Origin of the sequence: Corynebacterium sp. CNJ-954 (assembly GCF_001942345.1) — a bacterium.
GTDB lineage: Bacteria > Actinomycetota > Actinomycetes > Mycobacteriales > Mycobacteriaceae > Corynebacterium.
The window spans coordinates 82587-94051 of the sequence record NZ_MKKI01000005.1; the positions used below are offsets into that span (position 1 = coordinate 82587).

Annotated in this window: 10 protein-coding genes and 2 pseudogenes; 4 read left to right on the top strand and 8 right to left on the bottom strand. The window is 66.5% G+C overall.

What is annotated here, in order from left to right; translation table 11 throughout:
* Window positions 1-15: 15 nt before the first annotated feature.
* Complete coding sequence (locus BJF89_RS03445; RefSeq protein ID WP_075812238.1) at window positions 16-540, bottom strand: DUF3499 family protein; 525 nt, start codon at window positions 538-540, stop codon at window positions 16-18.
* 88 nt (window positions 541-628) lie between these two features.
* On the opposite strand from BJF89_RS03445, the pseudogene BJF89_RS03450 reads away from it, so the two are divergent.
* Window positions 629-1173 (top strand): annotated as a pseudogene (locus BJF89_RS03450) (metallopeptidase family protein).
* Between the two features lie 33 nt (window positions 1174-1206).
* On the opposite strand, the gene BJF89_RS03455 reads toward BJF89_RS03450, so the two are convergent.
* The 4 genes from BJF89_RS03455 to BJF89_RS03470 form a co-directional block, all read right to left on the bottom strand.
* Window positions 1207-1494 (bottom strand): WhiB family transcriptional regulator, encoded by a 288-nt coding sequence (locus tag BJF89_RS03455; RefSeq protein ID WP_139311863.1) that lies wholly within the window; start codon window positions 1492-1494, stop codon window positions 1207-1209.
* A gap of 442 nt (window positions 1495-1936) precedes the next feature.
* The gene (locus tag BJF89_RS03460; RefSeq protein ID WP_083650469.1) at window positions 1937-3067 is read right to left on the bottom strand and encodes an NDP-sugar synthase; all 1131 of its coding nucleotides are present in this window, start codon (window positions 3065-3067) and stop codon (window positions 1937-1939) included.
* A 36-nt stretch (window positions 3068-3103) separates the two neighbouring features.
* Complete coding sequence (locus tag BJF89_RS03465; RefSeq protein ID WP_075812240.1) at window positions 3104-3982, bottom strand: glycosyltransferase family 2 protein; 879 nt, start codon at window positions 3980-3982, stop codon at window positions 3104-3106.
* A 6-nt stretch (window positions 3983-3988) separates the two neighbouring features.
* Window positions 3989-4858 (bottom strand): NAD(P)-dependent oxidoreductase, encoded by an 870-nt coding sequence (locus BJF89_RS03470; protein WP_255372473.1) that lies wholly within the window; start codon window positions 4856-4858, stop codon window positions 3989-3991.
* A gap of 449 nt (window positions 4859-5307) precedes the next feature.
* Here BJF89_RS03470 and BJF89_RS03475 point away from each other — a divergent pair.
* Window positions 5308-6965, top strand: a pseudogene (locus BJF89_RS03475) (LCP family protein).
* 12 nt (window positions 6966-6977) lie between these two features.
* On the opposite strand, the gene BJF89_RS03480 reads toward BJF89_RS03475, so the two are convergent.
* A complete protein-coding gene (locus BJF89_RS03480; RefSeq protein WP_075812242.1) occupies window positions 6978-8855 on the bottom strand; it encodes a bifunctional ADP-dependent NAD(P)H-hydrate dehydratase/NAD(P)H-hydrate epimerase in 1878 nt (625 codons plus the stop codon).
* 34 nt (window positions 8856-8889) lie between these two features.
* Here BJF89_RS03480 and BJF89_RS03485 point away from each other — a divergent pair, with 34 nt between their 5' ends.
* Both BJF89_RS03485 and BJF89_RS03490 read left to right on the top strand, forming a co-directional pair.
* Window positions 8890-9477 carry a VanZ family protein gene (locus BJF89_RS03485; RefSeq protein ID WP_083650470.1) on the top strand — a complete coding sequence of 196 codons (588 nt, stop codon included), beginning with the start codon at window positions 8890-8892 and terminating at the stop codon, window positions 9475-9477.
* Window positions 9478-9496: 19 nt separating this feature from the next.
* The gene (locus BJF89_RS03490) at window positions 9497-10207 is read left to right on the top strand and encodes a TIGR03089 family protein (RefSeq protein ID WP_075812244.1); all 711 of its coding nucleotides are present in this window, start codon (window positions 9497-9499) and stop codon (window positions 10205-10207) included.
* Here BJF89_RS03490 and BJF89_RS03495 read toward each other — a convergent pair.
* Together BJF89_RS03495 and BJF89_RS03500 are read right to left on the bottom strand one after the other, a co-directional pair.
* Entirely contained in the window at window positions 10194-10670 is a 477-nt protein-coding gene (locus BJF89_RS03495; protein WP_075812246.1) for a hypothetical protein, read from the bottom strand. The two genes, BJF89_RS03490 and BJF89_RS03495, sit on opposite strands and share 14 nt — an antisense overlap.
* 10 nt (window positions 10671-10680) lie before the next feature.
* Window positions 10681-11427 (bottom strand): ABC transporter permease, encoded by a 747-nt coding sequence (locus BJF89_RS03500; protein ID WP_075812248.1) that lies wholly within the window; start codon window positions 11425-11427, stop codon window positions 10681-10683.
* Window positions 11428-11465: the final 38 nt, after the last annotated feature.

Consider the following 11465-nt stretch of genomic DNA (forward strand, 5'->3'; position numbering starts at 1 on the left):
GGTGTTCTGTTTGGATCATTCGCCGTCGTAGTGCACTGCGCGCAGATGGCGCTGCGGGGCTCGTCCCGGCAGATTCCGCCGTGAGGGGTGATGGCCGGACGGTTGCGGGATGTCGGTGCGACGGACGACCCGGGACACCGGCCGTCTCTTCGCCGACGTGAGCGGGTCTGTGTCACTGACACCGCCGACTCCGTCCTCCAGTGCCGCGGCGAGGGCCTGCATCTCCTCGTCGGTGAAGTCATCGTCGCCGATGTCGCCGATGTCCCGGATATCACCGATGTCGGTGCCGGGACCGGTGAACGCGGCCACCGGGACAGAAACCTCCGGGGACGGATCCTCCGTACGTTGCAGCCCCCATCCTTCGGGCACGGTCAACCTGGAGAGGTGACGGTCACACAGGTCCCAGCTGTGCGGATCGTCTCCGGGCTCCAGGGGGTTGACGGTCGCCGTGCGGGCGGCATAGTTGTAACGCAGGGTGGCGATCGCACGGTTGCCGCAGCCGGGCCTGGAACACTGTCGGTAGTCAGTCACGGCCACCATCCTAGTCCGCGACACAGCCGGAGTGCCGGACGACTCGGCCGCCTGTCGGACTCGGGCATGCCCCGCAGGGCGGTCTAGGATCGGATCCATGACCCGTCCCCCCTCTCCCTCCGCTGGTCCCGACAGTCCGGGCGTTCCGGGCACGACGCCGGTCAAACGCGAGGCAGCGCCCGGCCATCCGGCCAGAGCACTGACCAGGGACACCCGCGGCCGTGGCTCCGCGGCGTGCTGATGCCGAAACTGCCGCGCTACGCCACCCGTGCGGAGATCTTCGACGCCGCTGTCCTGGACACGTACGCCCCGGTGCTCGACCGGTTCGGCGAACGGCTCGACGGTCTCGACGTCGCGATCGACCTCGTCCCGCGGATGAGACTGGACTCCACCACCGCCCGGTGGTCGGATGAGGTCGCGGCGGACGGCCCCGTACCGTTGGGCCGGCTTGTCCCGGCCGGCGTCGATGAGGCGGGGTCCCCCACCCGGCCCCGGTTGATCATCTTCCGGCGACCGATCGAACAGCGCTCCACCGACCGGATGGACACGGAGGAGTGGCTGAGGTTCGTCATAGCCCGCCTGGTGGCGACTTATCTCAACGTGGCACCGGAGGTCATCGACCCCGGTTTCCGCTGGGACTGACGAGGCCTGAGGAGCCGGGTGGGCTGAGGAGAATCAGCCGAGGCGCTTCTTGAGACGCCGACGCTCGCGCTCGGAAAGTCCGCCCCAGATCCCGAAGCGCTCGTCGTGCTCGAGCGCGTACTCAAGGCACTCGTCCCGGACACCGCAGGCCCGGCAGATGCGCTTGGCCTCGCGGGTCGAACCGCCCTTCTCAGGGAAGAATGCCTCCGGGTCGGTCTGGGCGCAGAGGGCCTGTTCCTGCCAGTCCTGCTCGACCGCATCGAAGAGGAGGTCGAAATCCTCCGTCAGGTCGGAGAAAGCACTGGGAGTGTAGTCGTCGATGCCACCCCTGAGGAGGTCGGGCAGCTCTCCCGACGTGCCGGAGTCACTCACCTGACCGGAACGGGCATCGTCACCGTCCACGGCTGCGGACCCCTCCGAGAAGGGACCACGAAAGGCGTCCGCCGGGTTGTCCACCGTTGTCTCCTCACTGAAATCCGCCGTGCCGGGTTCCCACCGGCCTCTACCTACAGGAAAGATTACACACGGGTAATTCCATAGCGTCAACCTTTCGACCAGGACATAAAGTCCCATGCGTCACACCAGTCACACGAGTTACGCAATACAGCCCTTGAGACGCATTCACAGTGTTCTGACAGGCACGACATGGGCCAACTCACACAGGAAGCACCACTACATGTAGACGATTGGGGCCGTATTCGACCCCCGAAGCCACAAGATATCGAAATATTTTCACTCAGCGCGGGCCCGCCCCGTACGGGGGTCAGACGTCACTGCTGAAGCGCAGTCCTCCGTCAGGGAGCGTCACGCCCGGCCACACCCGGGCGCCGCCCTGCAGCTCACACCGGGCCCCGACAACGGCGCCCTCCCCCACCACGGCATCGCGCAGATGGGCACGTGCCCCGATCCGTGCTCCGGCGGCGACCACACAACGCTCCACGGTGGCCCCCGCCTCGATCTCCACGCCGTCGAAAACCACCGAGGTGTCCACCCGTGCGCCCGCACCGATCTCAGCGCCGCGGCCGATCACCGTCCCACCGAGCAGCAGTGCACCGCCGGCGATGGCCGCAGACTCGTCGACGAGCGCCTCGCCGTTGCGTCCCGCCAGCAGCGGGGACGGGGCGATACCACGCACCAGATCCGAGGAGCCGCGGACGAAGTCGTCCGGAGTCCCCAGGTCCCGCCAGTACGCCTGGTCGACGTGACCGTACAGCCGGTGGCCCTTGACGAGAAGGTCGGGGAAGACGTCACGTTCCACCGAGACGACCCGGTTCTCCGGGATCGACTCGATGATCTCACGCTGGAAGACGTAGCATCCGGCGTTGATCTGGTCGGTGGGCGGGTCCTCCGCCTTCTCCAGGAACGCTTCCACCCGGCCGTCCCCCGCCGTCGGCACACACCCGAATGCGCGTGGGTCCGCCACCCGGAGAAGGTGGAGACTCACGTCCGCGGCATTGTCGACGTGCGTCCGCAGCACGGCGTTGAGGTCCGTCCCACCGAGAATGTCACCGTTGAAGATCATGGCCCTGTCGTGCCGCAGGTGCGACAACACGTTACGGATGCCGCCGCCGGTGCCGAGGGGAGAGTCCTCGACAACGTACTCGATCTCCAGGCCGAGCTCGGATCCGTCGCCGAAATGCTCCTCAAAGACCTCCGCCTTGAAAGAGGTGCCCAGCACGACGTGGGTCATCCCCGCTTCCCGGATCCGCGCCAGCAGATGCTGGAGGAACGGGTAGCCCGCCACCGGGAGCATCGGCTTGGGGATGGAGTTGGTCAGGGGTCGCAGACGCGTGCCCTTACCACCGACGAGAATCACGGCGTCGGTGTCGGCGGCGAGGTCTGATGTCGTGTCAGGGGTCGAGGGTGAGGGGTTGTCTCGTTCGTCACTGTTCACCCTTGGGAGGTTATCTGACGGAATGCAGTTCAGCAGTCAACGGCGCGCCCGCTTCGCCAGCGCGACAGCGACGACCCCCCTGAGCTTCAACCCCGCCCACAACGCCGCACGCACGGGAGCCTGCCACCAGGCCGACAGCCGGTCAGCCTGGAAGCGGTAGGCACTGTCGTGATGCGCCGGCAAGGTGATCTCAGGATGCTTGCCGGCGGAATGACCTTTGGCATGCGTGATCTCCGCGGAGGGGGTGAACACGTTCTCCCACCCAGCGCGTGACAACCGGTCGCCCAGGTCGACGTCCTCCATGTACATGAAGTAGCGCTCGTCGAAACCACCGACCGCATCGAACGCCTCCCACCGCAGGAGCTGGCAGGACCCGGACAACCAGCCGGACGTCCTCTCCTCATCCATCACGGCGTCCGCAAGATACCGGCGGGTGAACGGATTGTTCTTCCATACCGGCGCCAGAAGTGCGTGACCGATACCCGCACCGAGCGTCGGTACCGACCGTGCCGACGGATAGACGCTCCCGTCCACCTCACGGATGAGAGGGCCCACGGCGCCGGCACGGGGATGACGGCGTGCCGTTTCCACCATCCGGTCGATCGCCCCTGAATCGAAGACGACGTCGGGGTTGGAGATCACCAGGAACTCACCGTCGATCTCCCCTGCCTCCCGGCGTGCGCGCAACGACTCCACCCCGGCGTTCATCCCGGCGCCGTAGCCGATGTTTCCCCCGGTACGGAGCAACTCGACCCCGTCCCGGTCCGCCGCGGCTTCCGGCGCCCCGTCGGTGGAGCCGTTGTCCGCCATCACCACGACGGCGCCCTGGTCGGTGGCCTCCGGCACAGAGTCCAGGAATCGGGTGAGGTACTCCCCCGGCGAGTAGGTGACGGTGATGACGGCGATCGGTTTCACGGGAGTTCACCCTAGCCGAAAACCCGCCCCGAGTCCCCGTCTCAGGCTGTCCCGCCAGTCCGGCGGCGTCCGTCCCACCGTGGTGGACCAGGGCTCCAGGTCCAGGACCGACCACGGGGGACGTGCAGCGGGTGTCGGCCAGTCCCGTGTGGCGCAGGGTGCCACCCGGGCCGGATCGTGACCGCTGTACCGGAACACCTCCCTGGCGAGTCCGCACCACGACACCGGCTCCCCGGAATTGGTGACGTTGAGGATGCCCGGCGGCACCTCGGCGTGCGCCAGTGCCCACAGCTCCTCAGCGAGATCCGGTGCATAGGTGGGGCGTCCCACCTGATCGTCGACGACGCGTGGGTCCACCCCGTTCTCTGCCAGCGTGGCCATCACCGAGACGAAGTCCCGCCCGGGGGCTTCAGGCCCCGACCAGACCCAGGACGTCCTCACGACGGTACCTCCGGCTGCGAGGACCGCCTGCTCCCCCTCACTCTTCGTCCGTCCGTACTCGTTGGCGGGGTGGACGGGGTCGTCCGGACGCCAGCCACGTCCGCCGTCCGGGGCGGACCCGGAGAACACGTAGTCCGTGGAGATGTGGATGAACGCCACACCCGCATCGGCTGCGGCCCGGGCCAGTTCACCGGGTGCGACGGCGTTGACGGCCTCGACGGTACGACGGTTCGTCACATCCTCCGCACCATCCACGTCCGTCCACGCCGCCGTGTTGATCATCACGTCCGGGCGGTCTCCGCCTGCGAAGAGGGATGAGGCCGCCGCTCTGAAACCTGCCGTCCCCGCACCCGACAGGTCGAGCTCTGCTCGCGTGACCCCCTCTCCACCCAGCGCCACAACACACCGCCCCACCTGGCCATGTGCGCCGGTCACTATTACCTTCACTGTGGAAAAACTCCTGTCTTGACGGCCGCGGACACCGGTGCAACGACACCTCGGCACACCTTAGGATCGGCACCGACTCTACTCGGACATACACATCGACCGGTCCCACGATCACGGTAACCGCCCTGACAACTAGTAGAGTCCCCTCTGTCCCTGTATCTAGTACTGACATCCCGAACACCGCCGAAAGGTCTGGAATGAGCGATTCTGACAGGTCTCCGCGCAATGGACGTGGAGAGACGCCTGGTCGCGGCGGACGACACCACCGTCGCGATGACGTTCCTCCGCGGTCCGAGCGGCCGCGGCAGACTCCGCAGAGGTCGCAGCAACCGCAACGTGCCCGCCACAGCCGCCCGTCCGGCGCCGCCGCAGCAGGCGGGCAGCGTCGGGCGCCGAACCGGTCATCGCGGACGGTCCACGGTTCCGCGGCAGCGGCGATGTCCGGACACCGTCAGATCGGCTCCACCCCGGTCAAGGTCGTTCTCGCGCTGTTGTCCGCGATCATGCTCGCCGGTGGTGCGTACGGCTACACCACATTCGGCAACCTCGGTTCGGACATCAGTCAGGCCGGGGGCCTCGACTTAGGTGACCAGCAGGACGGAGCGACCGACATCCTCCTGGTCGGTATCGACTCCCGCACCGACGCACACGGCAAGCCCCTGTCGCAGAAAGAGATCGACATGCTGCGGGCCGGCGAAGAGGAGACGACAAGTACAGACACGATCATCCTCATCCGTGTGCCGAATGACGGTTCGTCGGCCACCGCCGTGTCCCTGCCCCGAGACACCTACGTCGACGGCGGCGACCTCGGCAACCAGAAGATCAACTCGATCTACGGTCAGACGAAGTTCTACAAGACCCAGGAGCTCCAGGACGAGGCCGCTGCCGCCGGGGAGACGCCCGACGAGCAGAAGGTCGAGAACGAATCCTCCCAGGCTGGGCGGGAGGCACTCGTCAGCACCGTCGCTGACGTCACTGGGATCACGGTCGACCATTACGCGGAAGTCGGCCTCCTCGGCTTCGTCAAACTCACCGACGCTGTGGGCGGGGTCGATGTGTGCCTCAACAATGCCGTCGACGAACCTTTCTCCGGGGCAAAGTTCCCTGCCGGTGAGCAGACACTGGACGGACAGAATGCCCTGAGTTTCGTGCGTCAACGTCATGACCTGCCTCGTGGCGATCTGGACCGCATCACCCGTCAGCAGGTCTACATGGCCAGCCTGGCCAATAAGGTCCTCAGTACGTCCACACTGGCCAACCCGTCGTCCCTGGGTAAGTTGCGGAAAGCGATCGAGAGTTCCGTCGTGCTCGACGAAGGGTGGGATGTCATGAGCCTTGCCACGCAGATGCAGAACCTCGCCGGAGGCAACGTGACCTTCCAGACCATCCCTGTGACCAGCATCGACGGTACCAGCGACACAGGTGAGTCGGTGGTGACCATCGACCGCGACCAGGTACACAGCTTCTTCGATGAGCTTCTCGGTGAAGACTCCGACAGTGACGGGAACGACGGTGATGACGGCAAGGACGACAGCGATTCGTCCAGCGACATCGAGGACTACGAGCCTCCGAGTCCACCGTCTCGGTCTACAACGCCAGTGGTGTGAGTGGCATGGCTGCCCGCGTGGGCGACCTCATCTCCGGAGCCGGGTACGGCATGGGTGAAGTAGGTAACGCCACTGAGAACAGCATCTCTGAAAGCCAGGTCAACGTCGCAGACAAGAATGACCCCGCTGCGCGCGGACTGGCCGAGCAGCTCGGTGGCCTCAACGTGGTGGAGGATTCCAGCCTCGACGCCGGGGAGATCCGGGTCACGCTGTCCGGTACCTACGACGGTCCAGGAACGTCCACATCCGGCGTCGATGAACCGCTGCCTGCGGTCGGCGAGTCCGGCTCGGGCTCGTCCGGCGATTCCTCGGAGAATGTCGGCACCCCGGGCACCGATGCCACCGGTGGCGACGTCCTCGGCGAGAACCAGAGTGCGGAGGGGGCCGACAACGTCGGCGCCGTGGGGACCCCGGAGGAGTCCGGTTCCGCCACCTCTGACCGCGGCGCGATCGACGCCGGCGGCGACGGCCCGATGTGCATCAACTAGGGTGACGCTCCGTCAGTAGGCACGCCACGAGCGCGGACGTCCTGCTCTGGCCCTCGCCCGTGGAACCGCCTCCGCTATCCGCGATGCAGAGGTAGGCGCCTCCCCTTCCGGAGTCTGTGCCGAGATCGACGCGGCGACGGCGTGGAGGGCGACCGCGTCATTCGCGGGGGATGTCGCTGAAGGCACCCGCCATTCCTTCTGCGACATCCCGGTGCATCCCACGCGCTGTTCCGCACCGGGGCCATGCCGGGCCTCATTCTCCGCCAGCAGGGCACCGATCATCCCGGAGAGGACGTCACCCGAACCCGGTGTAGCGGCCCACGATGTCCCTGCGTCAGTGCACTGGACATTCTCGCCGTCCGTCACCACAGTGTGACGTCCCTTGAGAAGCACCATGCAGCCGAAGGCCCGGGACAAGGACGCTGCCGCGCCGATCCGGTCCTCGTCCGGGTCCGGGACACCCCCGACGGCGTCAGCCAGGCGCCGGAACTCCCCCGCATGCGGTGTGAGCACCGTCGGGGCCGGGTTTGATCCCGACGCACCTCGCTCCGTCAACAGGTCCCGGAGTTCTTTGTACTCAGCGAGCACCGTCAACGCGTCCGCGTCGACCACCAGTGGTTCGGGACGCGTCAGGAGGAATTCCACCTCCTCCGCTGCATCGGCACCCGTTCCACGTCCGGGGCCCACGACCCACGCCTGGACGCGCCCGGACCGCGACACCGACGGCGCCCACACCACCTCCGGACACGCCTGGATGACGTCCCGTGAGGCACCACCGACATAACGCACCATCGCACTGGTCGTACGCACCGCAGCCGTGGTGCTCAGAATCGCTGCGCCCGGATATGCCTCGGACCCCGCACAGATGCCCACCACTCCCCCGGAGTACTTGTCGTCATAGGGCCCGGGTGCAAACATGGTTCCGGAATGGGCTTCGGGGACAGGAACCAGGTCCGTGGACGAGAAGTCGAACTCCCCGCTCAGATCGACTGGCCCCACCGTCGTTGCCGGGTCGTTGCGGGGGTCACGGGGTGGTGCCACGGCCCGCCCGGCACGGACGTCGAACTCCCCTTTCCCCCGGCGATTCCGCTTCCATTCCTGTGCGAGCCGGGTACCGATCGTCCGTGGCTGGTCATCGCCCGGTTCACCGCACAGTCCCGGATCCGCGAGCATCACCTGTCCGCAGTAGGCGTTGACTGCATGGGCCCGTCGCAGTCCGCCGAAGGTCACTGTCACATCAGCGATAACGTGGGCCGGAACCCGAGTGCGCATCAACACCGTCATCCCGGGAAGCCCCTTTCCATCCGCACAGGGGTCCGGTGGATCGTCAACGTCGATCATGGGAGGGGTGCGACCGGAGTCGGCCCCGATGCCCGAGGGGACGTCGATGCTGAGGATGGGGATGAACCATGCGGAGATGAAAGAGAAGAACACGGCGGCGTCCTCCGCCAGGCCACCGTCGCCCCCCATGCCGAGAACACCGTCAATGACCAGGAGGTATCCGGCGGGGGTCTTCCACACCTGCTGGAGGTCGACGACCACGCCACCAGCGTCCTGGTACGCGGCGAGCGCCCGACGGTGTGCATGACCGTCACGGCCCAGCAGCACCGCCTCCACCGGCCACCCCTGTGCAGCGAGGGCGGCACCGGCGTAGAGCGCATCCCCGCCGTTTCCACCGGCACCGACCGCGAGCAGAACCTTCGTCTGCGCCGACGTCATGGCTTTACGTTTCAACATCACCTCCGCGGCCTCGACGACCGCCGAGGCCGCGGAGCGCATCAGCTCATCCGGCTCAGTCTGTGCATCGAGCAACGGTTGTTCTGCACGACGGATCTGCTCGACCGTGTACACCTGGGCGTGGAGACGGGCGTCGATGGTGCTGCTATTCATACCCTCACGTTACGGACCGCTATGGTGTGTTCGCATGGACACTCCCACCGCGCCCGCACCCGCCCCTGTCGCACCGACCGTGCGCACCCCGTGGCGGACGTGGGTCTGCGTCACCCTGGTCGGTTACGCCGCGGTGATCGTCGCGCTGACGACATTGAAGGCGTTCTACACCATCGGGCTGCTGTGGAAGCCGGAGAACCAACGCGTCAGGGAACTGCGCCTGGTTCCTTTCGGCATCGTCACGGACTCGTCCACCACCTTCGGTTGGGTCTTCGACATCCTCGGCAACCTCGCCTTCTTCGTCCCTTTCGGGATCCTGCTGATGATCCTGTCGGGCCGGTGGTGGTGGACGGTGGGCATCGCCGCCGTGTTCAGCCTCGGTATCGAGGTCTCGCAGTACATCTTCTCGCTGGGACGCACCGATGTGACGGATCTGATCTGCAACACTGTCGGCGCGGCCGTCGGCGCCTGGATCGCATGCTGGTTCTCCCGGAACCCCACCTGGTCACGACGCTGGCAGACGGTCCTCACCACCGTGGTCGGACTGGCGGTGCTCGTCTTCCTCGTGCTGGTGATCCTGGGCCCGAGCCTGGGCGACCCGGACAAGGTCGTCGGAGGCTGACCGGGTTAGTCTGGTCTTCATGGATCTCCTGTCGCCGTTCCTCCAGACCGACGCCGCATCGCCGCGCCTGACGACGTACACCGACGCAGGACGGATGGAGTTGTCCGCTGCCACGCTGGCGAACTGGGCCGCGAAAGGCGGCAACCTGATGGCCGGCCAGCTGGGGCTGTTCCCCGGCGACGTCGTGGTTCTCGATGCGCCGACGGACTGGATGCCCGCTGCCCTGGTCGTGGGCTGCTGGCGGGCCGGCGTGGCGGTCTGCTCCCCGTCGTCACCGGCCGCCGCATCGGCGGCTGCGTTGATGACCACGGACCCCGGCGCCCACCCCGACTGGGACGCCGAGATCCTCCAACTGTCCACCGACCCCTTCGGCCGCGGAGTGGCCGAAGCCGGTGGGGACGTCGAGTTCGGGGTCACCGACCTGTCACCTGAACTGCGGGTCCAGGGTGACCGTTACGCCGGGCCGGAGACCGGCGAGGACACGGTGCTACTGCACACCGTCGACGGTGAGCCGGTGACAGGGACCGACCTACGACGCCGCGCCTCCGAGGCCTTCGAGCCCGGGACCCGGTCGGTGACCGGCCCCTGGAACGACACCGACGGTCTGGTCGCCACGCTCCTGCCCCTGTTCATGGCGGGGTCGGTCGTCGTCTCCACCGACGATGCCCCCGCACGGCTCGAGCATCTCGCCGGCGCGGAGCGCGGGACCGTGTCCGCTACTCGGCGGTGATGATCCGGGTGACCAGGTCCCTGGCCTGGTCGAGGGCTTCATCCTGCTCCCCGGTGAGAAATCCCTGGACCATGTACGGGGCCATGTAGTCACCGTTCTCCACGGCGAAGTGCAGGGTGAGGTTGAGCTGGTCCCCTTCTCCGGCACCGTCGCCCTCCTCCGGTTCAGGTGTCTTCACGATCGTGTAGACGAGCAGGTCCCCGGACGGGGTCTCCCCCGCATCGACGTCCACCAGCTCCGCGTGCGCCTCCTCCAGCGCGGGCTGGATCCCCCTGACGACATCGTCCCTGTCGACCGGCATCATCTGACCGTCCAGCGGAGCGAGGGTGACGGCGGCGAAACTCGCCGCCGTACGGTACCCGAATGCCACCGTGCCCGGTGCGTCCTCCGGAACCGTGTCGAGCTCCTGCCAGTGGGTCGGCAGTGACAGTGTGCGTCCGGAGTCCCCGATTGCGATGTCCATGGCCCACAGGCTACCGGACGTCGGAGCGTTGATTACGCCACAGCCCGACAGCGGACAGGACAACGACCCAGACGACAAGCACTGCTACACAGGTCAAGCTGTCGAGGCCAAGACCGACGCGGTCGTAACCTGTGGCCAACTGCGCCAGTCGTTCGCCGGGTGCGATGGCCGCGAGGGGACGGAATGCCTCGATATGTGTTGCTGTCTCACCGATCATCCCGTCGATCAACAGGAACCAGACGGTCGGCACAGCGACAGACACGACAGGGCTTCTCAGTACGCACGCGAGCCCCACTGCCATGAGCGGGAACGCGATCCCGCCCAGCAGGTAACTCCAGACCGGTGTGAATGCTCCACCGAAGTCAAGGGACAGATTCGCCCCGAACGCTGCCGCCGCCCCGACGGACAGCGCAACACCGACCACGTAGGTCACGAACGTAAAGACAAGGGTCACCAGCAATTTCGCTGTCACCCAGGTGGTACGGCCCGGTTGAGTCAGGAACGCCTGGGCGTGCATGTGGTTCCGGATGTCACCGGCCGTGGTGGCCGCGGCGAACACAATGGCCACCATGATGAAGATCATCGCGCCATTCATCAGGTCGGCCCACTCGAAAGTCGGCGTCTCCGAAGAGAACAACGTGGCCAGGACCACAGGGCCGTACAACGCTCCGGTCAGCAGGATCGCGTACACCACCGTCGACCGCATACTGAACAACTTCGTGATCTCAGAACGAAGGGCATAAAGCAGACTAGTCATGATTTCTCCTCCTACTTTCCTACAGTCGGGACGACAAC

Excerpts from the sequence above, each read along its gene's own strand:
- BJF89_RS03445 (WP_075812238.1), bottom strand. The coding sequence starts at position 540 with ATGGTGGCCGTGACTGACTACCGACAGTGTTCCAGGCCCGGCTGCGGC.
- BJF89_RS03480 (WP_075812242.1), bottom strand. The coding sequence starts at position 8,855 with ATGAATAGCAGCACCATCGACGCCCGTCTCCACGCCCAGGTGTACACG.
- BJF89_RS03485 (WP_083650470.1), top strand. The coding sequence starts at position 8,890 with ATGGACACTCCCACCGCGCCCGCACCCGCCCCTGTCGCACCGACCGTG.
- BJF89_RS03490 (WP_075812244.1), top strand. The coding sequence starts at position 9,497 with ATGGATCTCCTGTCGCCGTTCCTCCAGACCGACGCCGCATCGCCGCGC.
- BJF89_RS03495 (WP_075812246.1), bottom strand. The coding sequence starts at position 10,670 with ATGGACATCGCAATCGGGGACTCCGGACGCACACTGTCACTGCCGACC.
- BJF89_RS03500 (WP_075812248.1), bottom strand. The coding sequence starts at position 11,427 with ATGACTAGTCTGCTTTATGCCCTTCGTTCTGAGATCACGAAGTTGTTC.